Origin of the sequence: Nocardioides houyundeii, assembly GCF_002865585.1 — a bacterium.
In the GTDB taxonomy this organism is placed as follows: domain Bacteria; phylum Actinomycetota; class Actinomycetes; order Propionibacteriales; family Nocardioidaceae; genus Nocardioides; species Nocardioides houyundeii.
This window is the reverse complement of record NZ_CP025581.1, coordinates 2,210,646-2,228,607: the sequence shown is the minus strand read 5'-3', so window position 1 is coordinate 2,228,607 and position 17,962 is coordinate 2,210,646. Positions and strand designations below refer to the sequence as shown.

Here is a 17,962-nt window from a genome sequence, read left to right as displayed (position 1 = left end):
TCACGCATGAGGAAGATCCCGTGGCGCCATGCCGCCCTCGCACTTGTCCTGGTCGCCGTCTTCGGTCTGATCGCTCGCGCCACCTGGTCCGGAAGGCCTGTGACGGGCGAGTCAGTGACGCAGCTGCTCGTGTTCGCTCTCCCGGTGGCGGGCGTCTACGCGATCAGCGCGACAGGTCTGGTCGTGGTGCATAGCGCCACGGGAATCTTCAACTTCGCCCAGGGCGCGATGGGCATGGTGTGCGCCTTCGTGTACTGGGAGGTCAGTGTGAACCTGGGAGTCCCCGTCCCGCTCGCGCTGGTCCTGGTCGTCGGCGGCTTCGCGCCGCTCTTCGGCTACCTGCTGGAGCGGTACGTGATGCGACACCTCAAGCACGCTCCGCTGGTGGCGCAGCTGGTGGGCTCGGTCGGCGTGCTCATCGCACTGCTGGGCATTGCGACGTTGATCTGGAACCCCAACAACCCGTACCCGATTCAGGGACTGGGTGGTCCTGGGGGCATCGAGATCGCCGGTGTCACTCTGACCTGGCACCGCGTGATCACGATCTCGACGGCTGTGGTCCTGGCCGTCGCGGTCCAGCTGTTGCTCCGTCGAACACGTCTGGGCATCTCGATGCGCGCTGTCGTCGACAACGAGGACGTCGCGGCCCTGTACGGCGTGCGGCCGAGCCGAGTCTCGGCCACCGCGTGGATCATCGGGTCCGTAAGCGCGGCGCTGGCCGGAATCCTCATCGCACCCGAGGTTGGCAACATGGGGGCGGAGACCCTGTCCCTGCTCATCGTTAACGCGTTCGCTGCGGCAGTCTTCGGTCGGCTCCGGAGTCTCTCGATGACGTACCTGGGCGCGCTGCTGCTCGGCCTGCTGGTCACCTTCTCCGCGACCTTCCTGGAGTTCGGGGGCGGTGGAACCTCGTCCCCAATGCCATCCCGGGGCTGGCGCTGTTCGTGGTGCTGCTGTTCCTGCCCCAGCCAGCTGTGAAGATGGCCGGCGCAGCACGCACCTACGCCATGGAGAGCCTGCCGTCCAACCGCAGTGTGCTCGTGTGGTCGCTGGTGCTGCTCGGGTCAGCGACGCTGGCGGGATTCGTGGCGAGCACCACTCTCCAGTCCAGGCTGGTCACCGCCTTGTCGGTCGGCGTCATCTTGCTCGGCCTGGTCCCTTTGATGGGTTGGGCCGGCATCCCCCTGCTCGCGCCGTACGCGCTGGGTGGAGTCGGCGCTGCGATCACCTACTACGCAGGGGGAGCGGCCTGGGCGCTCATCCCGGCCGCGCTCGGCACGGCGGCCTTCGGCGTGATCTTCGCGCTGCCAGCCCTACGACTGCGGGAGCTGTACCTGGCATTGAGCTCGATCGCACTCGCGCTGATCGCTACCGGACTGATTCTGGTCCAGCCCGAGCTCTTCGCCGAGATGCGGAGCCTTCCGCCGATCTCGGTGCTCGGCATCGACCTCTCCTCACCAGCGGCCTTCCTCCTCTACGCGGCCGTCATATACCTGCTCGTCGCCCTCGGCCTGGTGTGGGTGCGTCGAAGCGCGGTCGGTCGGCGCTTGGTGGCGCTGCGTGACAGCGAGGCGGCCGCAGCCTGCATCGGCATCAACGTGGCCCGCCAGAAGGCGTACGTGTTCGCGATCGCGGGCGGCATCTCGGGCGTTGGCGGAGGCGTGCTGGTCCAGGGCGCCAGGGTCGGCAGCGTTGACCAGTTCTCGATGATCGCGGGGCTCGGCGTGGTGCTGGCCCTGACCATCTGGGGCGTGGGCACTGTCAGCGGACCTCTCGTCGCGGCCCTCATGGGGGTTGTCTTCACCACCTTGGCCAAGGACGTGGCCCCGGGGACGCTGACGCACGGCGTCGAGCTCCTCGGTCCCGCGCTGGCGGTGCTGGCCCTCGGTGAGTACCCGCGTGGCCAGATCCCGCTGTTGGTGGACCTGTGCCGGCGCCGGCCATGGCATGTGCTGTGCGTGCTGGGCGGTGTGACAGTCGGCATCGGCGTCGGGGTGGTCGTCGGGCTCCCGGGTGTCGTGCCGACCGTGCTCGGAGTCGGGCTCGGATGGCTCGCCGTCCTCGTGCTCACCGGGTGGGGCAAGGGACAGCTCCCCACCGGGGAAGCGGGGGCACAGGTCCAGACCGCACTCGCCCCAGAGACCGGGGTCGACCGACCGTTCGACCCCGCAGGCATCTCGGCCCTCAACAGGGCACTGGGCATGAAGGAGGTGGCGGCACGATGACCGCTCTGCTGCAGGTCAGGAACGTCACGGTCAGGTTCGGCGCCAACACCGCCGTGGACGATGTGTCGCTCGAGATCGAGCCCGGCACGATCGTGGGCCTGATCGGCCCCAACGGCGCCGGCAAGACGACGCTGTTCAACGTGATCGCCGGGATCCAGCACTCGGTCGCCGGCTCGGTTCATTTCGAGGGGCGCGACATCACCCATGCGCCGCCACACGTCCGTGCGCACCGTGGCATCGCTCGCACGTTCCAGCGCCTGGAGACGTTCGGGACGCTCACCGTCCAGGAGAACGTGCTGGTCGGCGCCGAGGCGCGCGGGGGCCGGGGTGCCGCAGGTCGCCACGCTCAGGAGCTCGCCAAGGAGCTCTGCCGGAAGTTCAATCTCGACGGCATCGCGGACGAGCGCGCCGACTCGTTGGCCACCGGCACCCAACGCCTGGTGGAGATGGCGCGTGCCCTCGCCACCGGACCCCGCCTCCTCCTCCTCGACGAGGCATCCTCCGGGCTGACCTCCTTCGAGACCAAGGAGGTCGCCACCACGCTGCGCGCGCTCGCTGACGATGGCCTCACCATCGTCCTGGTGGAGCACGACATGTCGTTCGTGATGGGACTGTGCGACCGGATCGCCATGCTCGAGCGAGGGAGCCTGGTCGCTGATGGCACACCGGAAGAGGTCAGTCACATGCCGGCGGTGATCGAGGCCTACCTCGGCTCCGAGCACAAGGCAGGAGCCGCGTCATGACTTCAATCGCAGCTGCACCAGCGCACACCGCAGAGACCGTCGGGATCCCGGCACTGCGGGTGGTGGATCTGCACGCCGGCTACGGCATCGTCGAAGCGCTGCACGGTGTCTCGCTCAGCGTTCGCCGGGGTGGCGTGCTCGCGGTCCTCGGGCCCAACGGCGCAGGCAAGACCACGACCGTTCGCGCGATCAGCGGGCTCGTCCCGCCGACCCACGGTCAGGTGTACGTCGACGGAGTCGACGTCACCGGTGCCTCGCCGGACGGCCTGGCCCGGGCGGGAGTGTGCATCGTGCCGGAGGGCCGCGGCATCTTCCCCAGACTCTCCGTGGACGAACACCTGCGGTTGATCGCACCCAGCTCTCGAGCCCACAAGCTGATCGAGGAGAAGTTCTTCACGCACTTCCCGGTGCTGAGGGACCGGCGCGCCCAGCTGGTCGGCACCATGTCGGGCGGCGAGCAGCAGATGGTCGCCATGGCCAGGGCAGTGGCGCTCGACAGCACCGTCGTCATCGTCGACGAGCTCTCCATGGGCTTGGCCCCGCGCGTGGTCGAGGACCTCTACCAGCATCTCGGCGCACTCGCCTCCGCAGGCGTTGCGGTCGTGATCATCGAGCAGTTCATCCATGACGTCCTCGGTCTCGCCGACGAGGCCGTCGTGATCAACCACGGCGTGGTCGTGGCACGCGGCCTGCCTGGCGACATCAGTGAGCAGCTCGAGGGTCTCTACCTCGCGAATGGCCCGCATGCCTGAGCCCGCAAGACATCCCGCACCAAACCAACAGTTGGAGGTCCACATGTCCGACACCGCATCCCCGTCCAGCGGTGCTCACCAGATGAGCCAGCAGGCCGCGGCAGGCTTTCGCTCCGAGTTGGAGAAGCTCCGCGCCAACTCGGGTCCAGGCCCCAGGGACAAGGCGGTCGGCGCCTTCGGCATCGCCATGGTCGTCATCGGTCTCGTAGTGATCCTGGTGGCCTACAACCAAGCCACCTCCATGCCGGACGTGCGCGACCAGTTGGAGATGGTGATCCTCGGCGGCTTCGGAACCGCCCTCGCGATCGTCGGCGGCGTCGTCTACGCCGTCATGAGCGCGCAGCGTTTCATGCGGTTCTGGCTGCTCCGGGTCATCTTCGAGCAGCGCGATCTTGCAGCACGCAGCCATGAGGGTGGGGTTCGCGCCACAAGCGACTCGGCTCCGGAGCTCGTGGCCTTCACCCGAGGGGAGATCTGATGACGTACACCTACGTGCTGACCGACGACCCCGCGCCGTTCGTCCGGCGGGTCACCCTCAACCGGCCGGAGAAGCGCAACGCGCTCAACGCGACCCTGCGCGGCGAGATCCTCGCGGCGCTGCGCGAGGCGGACGCGGACCCCGACGTGCGGGTCACCATCGTCCGCGGGAACGGCCCGTCCTTCTGTGCGGGCTACGACCTGATGGCAAGCGGCGAGGAGTACGGCGTCGACTCGACCGAAGGCTCCTTCCAGCGGTCGGTCGTGGACGGGTGGATCAGCATCTGGGACCTCAGGAAGCCGGTCATCGCCCAGATCCACGGGCACTGCCTGGCCGGCGGATCGGAGCTGGCGACCGGGTGCGACCTGGTCTACACCGCCGACGACGCGAAGATCGGCTACCCAGCGGTGCGGTTCGGCACTCCCGACATGCAGTACCACGCTTGGCTGGTCGGGATGCGCAAGGGAATGGAGATGATGCTGACCGGCGACACCATCTCCGGCGTCGAAGCGGCCCAGTTCGGCTTCGCCACCGGGTCGTTCCCGGCGGACGTCCTGGAGGAGAAGGTGCTGGAGAAGGCGCAGCGCGTCGCCAACATCCCGGCGGACGTGCTCCAGATCAACAAACGTACCGTCCACAGGGCCATGGACCGGATGGGCTTTCGTGACGCGGTGCGAGCAGGCACCGAGTTGTCTGCGCTTGCTGTCCACACCGAGGGGTTCAAGGCCTTCATCGAGTCCGCCCACGGGCAGGGCCTCACCCAGGCACTGACCGCACGCGACGGTGCCTTCGGCGACGGCCGCGTGCTGACCCACGACGGCATCTGACCCGCGAGACCCCTCGCATCCGAATCCACTAGTACGGAGACCACGCATGCCCATTCCCATCACTGATGAGCACCACGAGCTCGCCGCCGCCACGCGTGGCTTCGCGGAGCGGCACGCCCCGACAGCGTGGACGCGCAGCGCGTTCGAACCGCTCGCCGGAGGCGGCCGTCCCGCTTTTTGGGAAGCGCTCGTGGCCCAAGGCCTGCACGCGATCCACCTCGACGAGGACGCGGGCGGCCAGGGTGGCACGGTCCTCGATCTCGCGGTCGTGGTTGAACAGGCCGGCCACTCGCTGCTCCCGGGGCCCTTCACGCCGACCGTGGCGGCCAGTGCGGTGCTCAGCGCCGCGCAGCCGGGCCCATGGCGAGACGAGATGCTGGCCCGGCTCGCCGCCGGTGCTCCCGCAGCGATCGTGCTGCCCGGGTCTGGACTCTCTGTCCGCGCCGCGGGGGAGGGGTGGCTCCTCTCTGGACGCAGCGTGCCCGTGCTGGGGCTGCTGTCCGCCGAGATCGTCCTCGTCGGCGTCACCGAGTCCGGTGCCGAGGCTGACAGCGCGGTCTGGTTCGCGCTCGAGGCCGGCACCCTGACCCCAGTCGTCGAGGTGGGCACGGACCTGACCCGCGACCTGGGTCGGCTGGAGCTGGGAGACCTCGATGTGCCGGGTGACGCCCTCGTGGAGGGGATCGACAGCGCGACCGCTGGGTCGACGGTGGCCGCTCTCTACGCAGCCGAGGCCAGTGGTCTCGCGCGTTGGGTGCGCGAGGCCGCCATCGACTACGTGAAGGTTCGTGAGCAGTTCGGGGTGCCGGTCGGCTCGTTCCAGGCGGTCAAGCACAAGGCCGCCCGACTCTTCATCAGCAGCGAGCTCGCCGCTGCGGCCGCGTGGGATGCCGCTCGGAGCCTGACCCAGTCGGTCGAGCAGCAGTCGCTTGCCGTGGGGGCGGCCGGAGTGGTCGCCCTCGACGCGGCTGCGGAGACCGTCATCGGCGCGACCACCATGTTCGGCGGTATCGGCTTCACGTGGGAGCACGACATCCACCTCTACATGCGGCGGGCGATGAGCATCGCGGCCCTCAGCCGCCCCGTCGGGGGATGGGACCGCCAGCTCGGGGAGGCGGCCCTGGCCCACGAACGGGACGTCTCGTTCGAGCTGCTGGACGAAGAGCCGGCGTTCAGGGAGTGGGTGGCTCGCACCCTGGACGAGGCGCTGACGATCAGCGTGGCTGAAGGAACCCGGGAAGGATGGTCGGGGGCAGTGGCGCCCGGGCCCCGCCGCAGCTTCCTGGCGGAGAACGGCCTGGTTTCCTCGCACTGGCCCAAGCCCTGGGGTCTGGGGGCGACGCCCGTCGAGCAGATCGTCATCGCCGAGGAGTACGCGGCCCGCAACCTGCCCCAACCGAGCACGGTCATCGGGGAGTGGGCGGTGCCCACGATCCTCGCCCACGGTACCGATGCCCAGGCGGAGCGGTTCGCGAGGGCGACGCTGCGCGGCGACATCGTCTGGTGCCAGCTCTTCAGCGAGCCTGGCGCCGGCTCCGACCTGGCCGGACTCTCCACGCGAGCGGTCAAGCAGGACGACGGGTGGCTCATCAACGGTCAGAAGGTGTGGACCTCATCGGCGCACGAGGCCGACTGGGGCATCTGCCTCGCCCGCACCGACCCCTCGGTCCCCAAGCACCGTGGGCTGACCTACTTTCTCATCGACATGCGCTCGCCCGGGGTGGAGGTCAGACCGCTCAAGCAGTCCACGGGCCACTCCGAGTTCAACGAGGTCTTCCTCACCGACGTGTTCGTGCCAGACGACCTGATGGTCGGCGAACCCGGGCAAGGCTGGCGGCTCACCGCAACGACGCTCGCCAACGAGCGCCTCAGCATCGGTTCCGGGCTGGGAGCGCACAAGACCTCGGACGCGCTGCGGGAGCTGCTGCGCAAGGAGCCGGTCGCGGTCGCCCGCGACCAGGCTCTCTCGGTGCTCGGCAGGGCGTTCGCCCTCGACCTCGCCCTGCTCGCCCTCAACCGGCGCGAGCTGTTCCGGCGACTCTCGGGCCTCGAGCCGGGCGCCAGCTCGAGCGTGGCCAAGGTGGCCAGCGCCTTGGCCGCCCAGCAGACGCACACCGCCGCGCTCGGCCTCCTCGGCGCGGAAGGAAGCCTCGATGATGCGCCGGGCGGGCTGGTCCAGAACGCCCTGAGCCTTCCCAGCTCGCTCGTCGGTGGCGGGACGGTCGAGATCCAGCTGAACATCATCGCCGAGCGGATCCTTGGGTTGCCACGCTGAGAGCAAACGACGTGGTGGGTACCCCGAACGCTACGATGCAACTGGATCTCAATCACAGGCTGCCCATGGTGGCCGCATCCGTATGAGAGAAAGAGCTCGGGGACGCATGGCATCGAACAAGGGGGAGGTGGCGGCGTCGCTTGACGTCGCCGCCCTGCCGCCCGGCCAGCTTGCTCGGCGACGACGGATCATCGGCGTCGCTACCAGGCTGCTGGAGGACACCGACTACGAACAGGTGCAGATGCGGGTGGTGGCGGAGAGCGCGGATGTCGCGCTGGGGACGCTCTATCGCTACTTCGCCTCTAAGGAACAGCTCTATGCCGCAGTACTGCTGGAGTGGTCGACGTCGTACGAGATCGACGACTCAGTTCCGGAGGACACTCCTGCCGACCGGGTGAGACGACGTCTTCAGCGGGCACTCACGGCCTTCGAGCGACGACCTCAGTTCTACAAGGTTCAGGCCATGCTCCAGACCACGACCGACTCGCGTGCCGAGCTGCTGTTCAACGAGTTCTCGGCGCGCAACCACGACACGCTGGTCCGAGATCTCCGTCCTCTCGCCCGGCCCGACGCCGACGACCGGGTGCTACTGCTCAACGCCGCTCTGGGGGCGGTGCTCACCAGCTACGCGTATGGGCGGATGACGATGCAGGAAGCTCGGCGGGTCATGGACCGAGCCGTCGACCTCGTGGTGGGCGCCGGCGGGGAGTAGTAGTGCGGAGGGCCATCGGGGGATAGAATGAGATTCCATTCTCATTCTACTGTCGAGGAGCCGTCTTGACCGCCTACGAGCTCGACCACCTTGCCATCGCCGTGCCTTCGTGGCGGGCGCCCACCGAGTACCTCGTCGAACACCTCGGCGGCATGTGGAAGCACGGGTTCGAGATGCCGGAGTTCAACCCGTGCCAGCTCTCCTTCGCCGAGGACATGAGGATCGAGCTCCTGGCGCCAGGGAGCGACGAGACGTCGTTCATCGGTCGCTACCTCGCCGCCGGTGGGGGGCACCCACGGCCGCACCACATCACCTTCAAGGTCAAGGACGTCGAGGAGACGATCCTGGCCGTCCGCAACAACGGCTTCGAGCCTATTCAGCTGCGACTGGACAACGAGGTCTGGCGTGAGGGGTTCCTGCATCCCAAGGACACCGGGCTCGGATTCCTCGTCCAGTTCGTGGAGGCGACGGAGGATCCGGGGGAGCTCGCCAGCAGCGACCCGTTCAAGTCGGGGGGACTCTCGTGGTTGCCCGCGGCCACCGGGGCGCCGGTGGGCATCCCGTTCCTGTTCGGCCGGTTGCCGGCTTGGGGGAGCGCCCCGCGAGTGCTGGTTGACATCCTGGGCGCCGAGATGGTCGAGGTTGAGCGCGGTGACGGCTGGTCGACGTCCCGGTTCAGCTGGAACCAAGGTGCCGACCTTCTGCTCACCACGCATCCCGGCCAGTCCGGGGTCCACGGCGTCGAGGCGATGGGTCGACTGGACGGGGGCGAGTGGAGCGACGCCGGGTGTCGCGCGCTGGTCGACGAGAACGCGCTCGTCGACGTGCTCGGCGTCAAGGTCGTCAGCGTCCCATAGGCGTTAGACCAGGGACGGCGGTCAGCGAGCAACGACGGCGCAACTAGACTAGAATTGGGCTTCGATTCTTGTTACTGTCCTAGTAGTGCACCGCCTGGCGCGCGACTGCGAGAGGACTCAGACATGAACTCGAACCGCTACACCATCATCTCGGCGGACACCCACGCCGGCGGTAGTCATGAGCAGTACCGCGAGTACCTCGACCCCGAGTGGCGCGACGAGTTCGACGCCTGGCGGGGGCGGTACAAGAACCCGTGGAAGGACCTGCGCGACACCGAGCTCCGAGTGCGGAACTGGGACGATGAGCGGCGCGACGCCGACCAGCTCGCGGACGGCGTCGTGGGCGAGGTGATCTTTCCCAACACGGTCCCGCCGTTCTACCCGGGGTTCGTGCTGTTCGCAGGTCCCCCCAAGGCGGAGGATTACGCACGACGTCGCGCGGGCATTCAGGCGCACAATCGCTGGATGGCCGACTTCTGCGCGCGGAAGCCTGCCCAGCGCGCCGGAATCGGCCAGTTCTTCCTCAACGACATCGACGACGCCATCGGTGACGCGACCCGGATCAAGGAGCAAGGGCTTCGCGGCGGAGTACTTCTCCCGACGGTCGCCCCGGACGTGACCTGGGTCAAGCCGCTCTACCACCCTGAGTACGACCGCCTCTGGGCGGCACTTCAAGACCTCGACATCCCCGTCAACCTGCACTCGGGCACCGGCTCCCCGAACTACGGGAACTTCCCGGCTACGCCGTCGATCATGATCAGCGAGGTCGGCTTCTACGGGATGCGGGCCTTCGTGCACCTCATCCTGTCCGGGGTGTTCGAACGCTTCCCCAGGCTGAAGTTCGCGGTGACGGAGAGCTCCGCGGCGGCCTTCGGTCCGTTGCTGAGGCAGCTGGACACCAACATGGAGATGATCCGCAGCGGCTCGATCGGTGAGCTCAAGTACGCCTCCGAGGCAAGCCTGCCGCGCAACGCATCCGACTACTTCGACCAGAACGTCTGGGTGGGTTCGAGCTTCCCGTCGATCGCCGACGCGGAGGCGCGCAAGTCGATGCGCCCTGACAGATTCATGTGGGGCAGCGACTATCCCCACGACGAGGGCACTGGCCCCTTTACCCGCGAGCACCTGCGTCTGGTCTTCCACGACACACCGGAGGAGGAGCTTCGCATGATTCTGGGTGGGAATGCCGCAAAGCTCTACGACTTCGACCTGAACGCGCTCGCGCCTCTCGCCGAGCAGTACGGCCCGACGGTGGAGGAGATCAAGCAGCCCCTGCTCCAGCTTCCGGAGGGCGCCAACCAGGCGCTCCTGCGAGCCACGGACGAGCCGGCGCTTGTCTAGAGCCGGGTCGGTCGCCGATCTGAAGGGGAAGTGATGGGAACGGTGACACGCGTGCCGAGGTTTTCCGGGGAGTCACTCCACAGGTTGCCGCGGGGGAGGACGGGCCGTATCGAGAGCGTCAGCTCCGAGGATGGTGCAACGACTCTCCGCCTGCACTTCCACGATCGGTCGGCCGTCGAGCTTCGGGTGGAGACGCTCCCTGACCAATACGCGGCTAGCCGCGAACTGGGACCGGACTTTCACCCCATCGCCGTGCTTGTCACTGCCGGTGCCGGATCGGGGTGCACGTTCAGCGTGTTGGCCTCGACGTCCCAGGGGCCGAGCAGGCTGGCGGTGGAGCCGAAGACGGCGCTGTGGTTACTCAGATCGGGCACGCACGGGGTGGTCAGGTGTGGGGACTAGTGGTGCGAAGCCGCCCCGCTCAGTCCGCCACCCCATGGACAAACGGCCGATCTGGATTGATCCGCCGCGCGACGGCGGCCCCGATCCGGGTCAGCGCGGCCAGGTCGCCGGGCTCCAGCACGTCGATGTAGTACTCGCGCACGGCGGCCAGGTGGTCCGGTGCTGCCTCGACCACCTTGGCGTAGCCGTCGTCGGTCAGGGTGACGTTGGTCCTCCTGCCGCTGCCCGCAACGCGTGCCCGGCACACGAGTCCCTGCTTCTCCAGTCGCGTGACGACGTGGGATAGGCGCGAGAGAGACGACGACACGCCCGCGGCGATCTCGCTCATCTGCATGGTGCGGTCGGGTCGCTCCGAGAGCGCCGCCAGGACCATGTACTCGAAGAACGACAGACCGCACTCCCGCTGCAGTCGCGAGTCCAGGGCGGCAGGCAGCGAGATCATGATGGCGGCCGTGGCCAGCCAGGCGGCCCGCTCGTCATCGCTGAGCCAGTGCGGCGCGGCCGTGGGTGTCGTCATGGGGCAAGTGTACTTGTTGACGTTTCAACTTGTGTTAAGTTGAAGCGTCAACAAGTGATCCACGACCCCAGGAGAACCCCATGCGCGCAGTGCACATCACCGGACCGGGCGAGCAGCTTCAGCTCGCGGACCTGCCCATCCCGACACCGTCGGCGAACGAGGTGCTCCTGCGCGTCCGCGCTGCCTCGCTCAATCCCTTGGACAACCACATCGCCGCGGGATGGCTGGAGGGGATGTTCGAGCACCGCTACCCGCTGGTGGTCGGCCGGGACGCCTCGGGCGTCGTGGAGTCGGTCGGTGAAGGAGTCACGGACGTACGCGTCGGCGACGAGGTCATCGCGCACATCCTCTTCGAGCCGCCGTTCGAGGCGGGCACCCTGGCCGAGTACGCCCTGGTCCCGTCCCGGACGGTGACCCCCAAGCCGGCCGACCTGGACCACGTCACCGCCGCCGCGCTGCCGCTGGCCGGAGGGGCGGCCCGGATGCTCGTCGACGCCATCGGGTCCGAGGCCGGCCAGGTCGTGCTGATCAACGGCGCCTCCGGGGGAGTCGGCCGGTACGCCGTTCAGCTCCTCAGTCAGCAGGGCGTCACCGTGGTGGCGACCGGGACCGCGGCCGATGCAGACCGTCTCCGCGAGATGGGGGCCGAGCTGGTCATCGACTTCACCCTGGGAGACGTGGCCAAGCAGGTCCTGGCGGTCTACCCGCAGGGGGTCGACGCACTCATCAACCTCACCGGCTACGCCCTGGAGGAGGTCCCCGTCGGTGCGATTCGCAGCGGCGGCGTCGTGCGCACGACCACCCAGATGCCGACCGACGAGATCATCGTCGAGCTGGGGCTCACCGGCGGCGGCATCGTCGCTTCCCCCACGCGCGAGGTCATCGAGCCGCTCGCCCAGGGCGCAGCCAGCGGCGACCTGCTGGTGGACGTGTACAAGGTCCTCAGCCTGGACGAGGCGATCGCAGGCCTCTCCGAGCTCGCCGAGGGTCGGGCCCCGGGCAAGCTCGTCGTGGACTTCGCCCGCTGACTCGACCCCGTCGTCTGCGCAGCCCCGGCCCACCGGGGGACCGGGGCTGCGCACCCCAGCTGCACCCGAGGAGAAGGAACGGTTCGATGAACGCCAGCACCGACACCACCCCGACCGCCAGGCCCACCCGGCCGGCCGCGGCGTACGACGACCACCTCGCCCGCAACGTGCCGCTGGCGCTGGCCCGACGCGAGTGGACGCCGAGCGACGGACCCCTGCCCAGCCTCTTCGTCAGCCACGGCGCCCCCTTCACGCTCGACGACCCGCGATGGATCGGCGACCTCTTCGCGTGGGCGCAGGCGCTCCCCAAGCCGAGAGCCATCGTCGTGGTTTCGGCGCACTGGGAGGACGCCCCGGCTGCGATCTCGGGTTCCGCGGCCGGCACGCCGCTCTACTACGACTTCAGCGGCTTCCATCCCCACTACAAGACGTTGACCTATGCGACGCCGGACGCCACGCACCTCGCCCGCCGCCTGGGCAGCCTCCTGACGCCGGGCGGCGCCGTCCACGAGTTCGCAGGTCGTGGACTCGACCACGGGGCCTTCATCCCCCTGATGGCGATGTACCCCGCCGCCGACGTACCCGTCGTGCAGCTCTCGATGCCCAGCCTCCGCCCGGTCGACCTCCTCGCCCTGGGCGAGCGGCTCCGCACGTTGCGCGACGAAGGGATCCTCGTCATCGGCTCGGGTTTCATGACCCACAGCTTCGCGGTCATGCGCGACCCCCGGCTCGCCGCGCATACCCGGGCCTTCGACGAGTGGGCCGTCGACGCACTCGCCCGGGCTGACGTCGACGCACTCACCGACTACCGCAGGGCGCCTGGGGTGGCTGTCGCCCACCCGACCGCGGAGCACTACGTGCCTCTCTTGCTGACCCTCGGTGCTGCCTCCGACCCGGGCAGCGCAGTGAGCGCGGTCGATCGCATGATCTGGGGGAACTCGACCCGATCGCTCCAGGTGGGCTGACTCGCGGCGACCTGGACCGTCAGTACTCCCGCAGACCCCGTGCCGCCGCGGCCCACGCCACCAGCTTCAAGCCGCTGAGCGCCAGCGACGAGCCCCCCGTGTTCAGGTGGGAGTCGAAGTAGGCCGCGAACGAGCCACCGTGGGCCTTCATCTCGGTGACGGTGTCGGTGAAGAACGTGCGACCGCGCGGGTCGGCGAACCCCTCGTCGGTGATGCCGAACTCGCCGAGGCCCCAGTCCACCCCGACCGAGGCAGCGAAGGCGCCCATCCGGCGCCAGTAGTCGGACAGGTCCGACCACTTCGTGGGGTTCTTGAGCTCGCCGTACGTCTGGTAGACGTCCAGGGCGATGAAGTCGATCGGGGCGCCGAAGGGATACATCGACTCGAACGAGAACTCGGGCTCGCCGTGGAACTGGTTCCAGCCGGTCACGCAGATGCCGAACCGGATGCCAGGCCGGTCGAACATCGGGGCCAGCCGCTGCTGGAGAGCGGTCCACTGGCGGATGTCGGGCTGGTCGCGCTCCGGCTCGTGGTGCAGCACGACCCAGACCTCGCGTCCGGGCTCGCCGATAGCCGCGAGTCGTCGAGCGGCGTCCCGGGCCCACGCGTCGCCGTCTCCTGCGGCCATCCGGTCCCAGGTGGTGGGCAGCTTGAAGGAGACGAACGGGGTCCGGTTCTTGGCCAGGTCCGCGGCTGCGGTCGCGACAGCGAGGTCCACCTCGGTGGACTGGAAGTAGGTACGGCGCAGAGCGAGCGGGCCGCCCGCAGCGGACTCCAGCGACGTGGGCTCGGTGTTGGCCCCGTGCGCGGCCCCGAGGAGGAACGGGGTCTCGGCCCGCGGGTCGACGCCGTGCGCCTTCGTCGTCGGTCGGTCTTGCGTGCCGGCGGACGAGGAGGCGCTGCCGACGGGGGAGTGGATGCGGTAGACGGCCGGGGGGCCGGTCGGCGGGTCGACGGGGAAGACGAAGACGTCCTCGGGCCCGCGCACGACCGTGCGGCGGGACCGGCCGGTCGTGGTCGGACGGTCCAAGCAGGCGGCCGGGGGCAGGGACATGTCGCGCAGTCTGCCCGAGATGCGCCGCCCGTGCGCGGCTCCTCCGCGCCTTGTCGCTCGTCCCACCCGGGCGAGAGCGCCGAGCAAGGGAGCCGAGGCTCTTGCCTACCAACCAGTTGATTGGTTAGTGTGACGCGCGTCGCAGCGAGCGACCGCCGGCGCGGTGCGCGGCGGTGCAGATCCAAATGCCCTGGCGGGCGAGGAGGCAGTCGGTGGGAACCCTCGAGGGACGCGTGGCGATCGTGACCGGAGCCGGTCGAGGGCTCGGCAGGGCGCACGCCCTGCTGCTGGCCCGAGAGGGCGCCCGGGTGGTGGTCAACGACCTCGGCGGCTCCCTGGACGGCTCCGTCGACGGTGGGGGCCACGATGAGGACCCCGCCCAGCAGGTGGTCGAGGAGATCCTGGCCGCCGGCGGTACGGCGGTCGCCGACCACGAGGACGTCTCCTCGTTCGAGGGCGCCGGTCGCCTGGTCGCCCGGGCGGTCGAGACCTTCGGCGGCCTGCACGTGGTGGTCAACAACGCCGGCATCCTGCGCGACGCCTTCCTGCACCGGATGACCGAGGCCGAGTGGGACGCGGTGATCGCGGTGCACCTCAAGGGCCACTTCGCGCTCGTCCGGCAGGCCGTTGCCTACTGGCAGCCCTTGGCCAAGGCCGGTACTCCGGTCAACGCCTCGGTCATCAACACCACGTCCGCCTCCGGCACCTACCTGGCGCTGCCCGGCCAGGCCAACTACGGCGCTGCCAAGGCCGCCATCGCCTCGTTCTCGATCGTCGCTGCCGCCGAGCTCGGACGACTCGGCGTACGCGTCAACGCCATTTCCCCCGGTGCCCGGACCCGGATGACCGAGGCCACCCCCGGCCCGATCGGGGAGCTGATGCGCGCCCCGGTCGCCCCCGGCGCCCTGGACGAGTTCAGCCCCGAGAACGTCTCACCCCTGGTCGCCTACCTCGCAGCCGAGAGCACCACCGTCACCGGCCGGGTCTTCGCCGTCCGGGGCGGGGAGATCCAGGAGATCTCGCCCTGGGCGCTGTCCCCGGAGCGGGTGCTGCGCAGCGACGTGGACTGGACCCCTCAGCAGGTCGCCGAGGGGTTCGAGACCGTCCTCGGCGTCGGCGACCTCGGCACCCCCGCCACCGCGTGACCTCATCCCGGAACCCAGGAGCCCACATGATGGAAACGAAAGCCTTCGAGCTGCTGCCGCTGCCCGAGACCCTGACCGACGCCTTCGACCGGATGGTCGGCATGCGGGGCGACCAGACGGCCGTCCGGAGCCACGACGGCCGGGTCAGCTGGACCTGGAACGAGCTCTCGGCGAAGGTCGACGAGCTGGCCGCCGGCTTCCACGCCCTCGGCCTCCGCAGGGGCGACAAGGCCGCCCTGCTGCTGCGCAACCGTCCCAAGTTCTACCCCATCGACCTCGCCCTGGTCCGGCTCGGCGTGGTCCCGTTCTCCCTCTACGCCACCTCCTCGCCCGAGCAGCAGGCGCACGCCCTCTCCGACTCCGGCGCCACCGTCGTGGTGGCCGAGCCGGCCCTGATGGGCACCCTCGCCACGGTCGACCTGCCCGAGCGTCGGGTGCAGCTGGAGGGCGACCTGCTCCCCGGCTGGTCCTCGATCGACAGCGTGGTCGAGGCCGGCCGCGGCACCGAGGTGTCCGAGGTCGCGCGACCCCAGGCCGACGACCTGCTCACCCTGATCTACACCAGCGGGACCACCGGCGTGCCCAAGGGCGTGATGATCAGCCACCGCAACTTCCTGGCGACCGCCGAGGCCACCCTCGAGGCCCAGCGGATCCCCGAGGGCAGCGTGGTCGTCTCCTGGCTGCCGTCCGCACACGTCGGGGAGCGGCTCGGCGGCTACGTCATCGCCATCGTCCAGGGCTGGGAGATCGTCACCGTGGACGACCCCCGCCAGGTGATCTCCGCCCTCCAGGAGATCCACCCCCACTACTTCTTCGCCCCGCCCCGCATCTTCGAGAAGCTCCGCGCCTCCTTCGACACCTGGCTGCTCGGCCTGGACGGCCCGGAGCGCGCGGACGCCGAGAAGGCGCTGGCCGACAGCCAGCAGCGCGTGGACCTGGAGCAGGCCCAGCAGCCCGTCCCGCAGGAGCTGATGGACGCCTCGGTCCGGGCCCGCGAGGAGCTCTTCATGGTGTGGAAGCGCTCGGTGGGACTGGACCAGCTGACCGTCGCGGTGGTGGCCACGGCCCCCAACCCGGGCCCGCTGATGAGCTTCTACCACTCCATCGGCATCCCGATGGGCGAGGCCTACGGCCTCAGCGAGAGCGGGGCGTCGGGGACCGCGTCGTACCCGGGGAGCATCCGGATCGGCACCGTCGGCCAGGTGAGCCGCAACATGGAGCTCAAGATCGCCGAGGACGGCGAGATCCTGCTCCGGGGCCCCGCGGTGATGGTGGGCTACCTGAACCTCCCGCAGGCCACCGCCGACGTCATCGACCCCGAGGGCTGGCTGCACACCGGTGACCTCGGCACCCTGGACGAGGACGGCTACCTCCGGGTGGTGGGGCGCAAGAAGGAGATCCTGATCAGCTCCTCGGGCAAGAACATCGCCCCGGTGACCGTGGAGTCGGCGATCCTCTCCGCCAGCCCGTTCATCGGCCAGGTCTGCTGCTTCGGCGACGCCCGGCCCTACACCGTCGCGCTGATCGTCCTGGACACCGAGTACGTCACCGGGTGGGCCAAGCAGCAGGGCATCGTCGACACCTCCCTGGCCGCCCTGGCCGACGACGAGCGGGTGCGCGCCCAGGTGGCGGCCGGCGTGGAGGCGGGCAACGCCCGGCTCAACCGGCCCGAGCAGATCAAGAAGTTCCACATCGTGGCAGGGGAGTGGCTGCCCGGCCGCGAGCTGACCCCCACCTCCAAGATGCGGCGCAGCCAGATCGCCTCGCTCTACAACGACGTCATCGAGGAGCTCTACACATGACCGGCGCGCGACTCTCCGCAGCCGCCGCCGAGGCGGTCACCCTCACCGTCGAGGACGGCGTCGGCATCATCACCCTCAACCGTCCCGACCGGCTCAACGCCATGGACCCGGCGATGCAGGAGGGCCTCCCGGCCAGGCTGCACCAGGCCGCGGACGACGACGAGATCCGGGTCATCCTGCTCACCGGGGCGGGGCGCGGCTTCTGCGCCGGCGCCGACCTGGAGGTCCTCAGCGGGCTCGGCGACGGCGACAAGGTCGAGATGCCGGGCCGGGAGTTCCTGGTCGCCCGCACCATCGCCAAGCCGGTGATCGGCGTCGTCAACGGCGCCTGCGCCGGCATCGGGCTGGTCTTCGCGCTCGCCTGCGACCTGCGCTTCTCCACCCGCGAGGCCAAGTTCGGCACCGGCTTCGCGCGCCGTGGGCTGGTCGCCGAGCAGGGGCTGGCCTGGCTGCTGTCCAGTCTCGTCGGCCACCCCCGGGCGCTTGACCTGCTCTTCACCTCGCGCGTGATCACCGGTGCGGAGGCCCACGCCCTGGGCATGGTCGACCAGCTGCACGACGAGGCCGACCTGCTGCCGGCGGCCATCCGCTACGCCCGGAACCTGGTCGAGAACAGCTCCGCGGTCTCCATGGGCGTCATCAAGTGGCAGGCCCAGCGCGCCCAGGAGTCGACGCTGTGGGAGGCGCTGGACGACGCCGAGGAGATCACCACCCGCTCGCTGGCCGGCAGGGACTTCGTCACCACCGGAGCCACCCTGGCGCGCGACGCCCGGCCTGAGTACCTGCCGATCCCGCAGGGCCGGCTCGGCGAGAATCCCCCGTGGAGCTCATCCCACCCG

The 17,962-nt window shown here is 69.5% G+C and carries 18 protein-coding genes and 1 pseudogene; 15 read left to right on the top strand and 4 right to left on the bottom strand.

Going from position 1 to position 17,962, the window contains the following annotated elements; translation table 11 throughout:
• Positions 1-6 precede the first annotated feature (6 nt).
• From C0R66_RS10710 to C0R66_RS10665, 10 genes are all read left to right on the top strand, one after another.
• Positions 7-978 carry a branched-chain amino acid ABC transporter permease gene (locus C0R66_RS10710; protein ID WP_101524692.1) on the top strand — a complete coding sequence of 324 codons (972 nt, stop codon included), beginning with the start codon at positions 7-9 and terminating at the stop codon, positions 976-978.
• Positions 945-2,225, top strand: a complete 1,281-nt coding sequence (locus C0R66_RS10705) for a branched-chain amino acid ABC transporter permease (RefSeq protein WP_101524691.1) — start codon at positions 945-947, stop codon at positions 2,223-2,225. The genes C0R66_RS10710 and C0R66_RS10705 overlap by 34 nt, the downstream gene beginning before the upstream one ends.
• Positions 2,222-2,968 (top strand): ABC transporter ATP-binding protein, encoded by a 747-nt coding sequence (locus C0R66_RS10700; protein ID WP_101524690.1) that lies wholly within the window; start codon positions 2,222-2,224, stop codon positions 2,966-2,968. The genes C0R66_RS10705 and C0R66_RS10700 overlap by 4 nt, the downstream gene beginning before the upstream one ends.
• Positions 2,965-3,720 (top strand): ABC transporter ATP-binding protein, encoded by a 756-nt coding sequence (locus tag C0R66_RS10695; RefSeq protein WP_101524689.1) that lies wholly within the window; start codon positions 2,965-2,967, stop codon positions 3,718-3,720. Before C0R66_RS10700 ends, C0R66_RS10695 begins: the two co-directional genes overlap by 4 nt.
• A gap of 43 nt (positions 3,721-3,763) precedes the next feature.
• On the top strand, positions 3,764-4,198 hold the full coding sequence (locus C0R66_RS10690) for a hypothetical protein (protein ID WP_101524688.1): 435 nt from the start codon (positions 3,764-3,766) through the stop codon (positions 4,196-4,198).
• Positions 4,198-5,025 (top strand): enoyl-CoA hydratase-related protein, encoded by an 828-nt coding sequence (locus C0R66_RS10685; RefSeq protein ID WP_101524687.1) that lies wholly within the window; start codon positions 4,198-4,200, stop codon positions 5,023-5,025. Before C0R66_RS10690 ends, C0R66_RS10685 begins: the two co-directional genes overlap by 1 nt.
• 46 nt (positions 5,026-5,071) lie before the next feature.
• On the top strand, positions 5,072-7,300 hold the full coding sequence (locus C0R66_RS10680) for an acyl-CoA dehydrogenase family protein (protein WP_101524686.1): 2,229 nt from the start codon (positions 5,072-5,074) through the stop codon (positions 7,298-7,300).
• A 106-nt stretch (positions 7,301-7,406) separates the two neighbouring features.
• Positions 7,407-8,012, top strand: coding sequence for a TetR family transcriptional regulator (locus C0R66_RS10675; protein WP_101524685.1), 606 nt, complete (start codon positions 7,407-7,409; stop codon positions 8,010-8,012).
• A 65-nt stretch (positions 8,013-8,077) separates the two neighbouring features.
• A complete protein-coding gene (locus C0R66_RS10670; RefSeq protein WP_158647996.1) occupies positions 8,078-8,869 on the top strand; it encodes a VOC family protein in 792 nt (263 codons plus the stop codon).
• 123 nt (positions 8,870-8,992) lie between these two features.
• Complete coding sequence (locus tag C0R66_RS10665; protein ID WP_101524683.1) at positions 8,993-10,210, top strand: amidohydrolase family protein; 1,218 nt, start codon at positions 8,993-8,995, stop codon at positions 10,208-10,210.
• 239 nt (positions 10,211-10,449) lie between these two features.
• Here C0R66_RS10665 and C0R66_RS19985 read toward each other — a convergent pair whose 3' ends face one another.
• Positions 10,450-10,584 (bottom strand): hypothetical protein, encoded by a 135-nt coding sequence (locus C0R66_RS19985; protein WP_277869125.1) that lies wholly within the window; start codon positions 10,582-10,584, stop codon positions 10,450-10,452.
• A 47-nt stretch (positions 10,585-10,631) separates the two neighbouring features.
• Positions 10,632-11,129: a MarR family winged helix-turn-helix transcriptional regulator gene (locus C0R66_RS10655; protein ID WP_101524681.1), complete on the bottom strand. Its 498-nt coding sequence runs from the start codon at positions 11,127-11,129 to the stop codon at positions 10,632-10,634.
• 80 nt (positions 11,130-11,209) lie between these two features.
• Here C0R66_RS10655 and C0R66_RS10650 point away from each other — a divergent pair, with 80 nt between their 5' ends.
• Together C0R66_RS10650 and C0R66_RS10645 are read left to right on the top strand one after the other, a co-directional pair.
• Entirely contained in the window at positions 11,210-12,157 is a 948-nt protein-coding gene (locus C0R66_RS10650; RefSeq protein ID WP_101524680.1) for an NADP-dependent oxidoreductase, read from the top strand.
• A gap of 86 nt (positions 12,158-12,243) precedes the next feature.
• Complete coding sequence (locus C0R66_RS10645) at positions 12,244-13,122, top strand: dioxygenase family protein (RefSeq protein ID WP_101524679.1); 879 nt, start codon at positions 12,244-12,246, stop codon at positions 13,120-13,122.
• 19 nt (positions 13,123-13,141) lie between these two features.
• On the opposite strand, the gene C0R66_RS10640 is transcribed toward C0R66_RS10645, so the two are convergent.
• Positions 13,142-14,176: a hypothetical protein gene (locus C0R66_RS10640; RefSeq protein WP_101524678.1), complete on the bottom strand. Its 1,035-nt coding sequence runs from the start codon at positions 14,174-14,176 to the stop codon at positions 13,142-13,144.
• Positions 14,177-14,388: 212 nt separating this feature from the next.
• Between C0R66_RS10640 and C0R66_RS10635 the strand changes: the two genes are divergently transcribed.
• The 3 genes and pseudogenes from C0R66_RS10635 to C0R66_RS20280 form a co-directional block, all read left to right on the top strand.
• Complete coding sequence (locus C0R66_RS10635; RefSeq protein WP_101524677.1) at positions 14,389-15,321, top strand: SDR family oxidoreductase; 933 nt, start codon at positions 14,389-14,391, stop codon at positions 15,319-15,321.
• A gap of 26 nt (positions 15,322-15,347) precedes the next feature.
• Positions 15,348-17,123: an AMP-dependent synthetase/ligase gene (locus C0R66_RS10630; RefSeq protein WP_101524676.1), complete on the top strand. Its 1,776-nt coding sequence runs from the start codon at positions 15,348-15,350 to the stop codon at positions 17,121-17,123.
• Positions 17,120-17,752: pseudogene (locus C0R66_RS20280) on the top strand (enoyl-CoA hydratase-related protein); the annotation flags it as partial. The gene C0R66_RS10630 and the pseudogene C0R66_RS20280, both read left to right, overlap by 4 nt.
• Here C0R66_RS20280 and C0R66_RS18995 read toward each other — a convergent pair.
• Positions 17,713-17,865, bottom strand: a complete 153-nt coding sequence (locus C0R66_RS18995) for a hypothetical protein (protein WP_199286971.1) — start codon at positions 17,863-17,865, stop codon at positions 17,713-17,715. The pseudogene C0R66_RS20280 and the gene C0R66_RS18995 overlap by 40 nt on opposite strands.
• Positions 17,866-17,962: the final 97 nt, after the last annotated feature.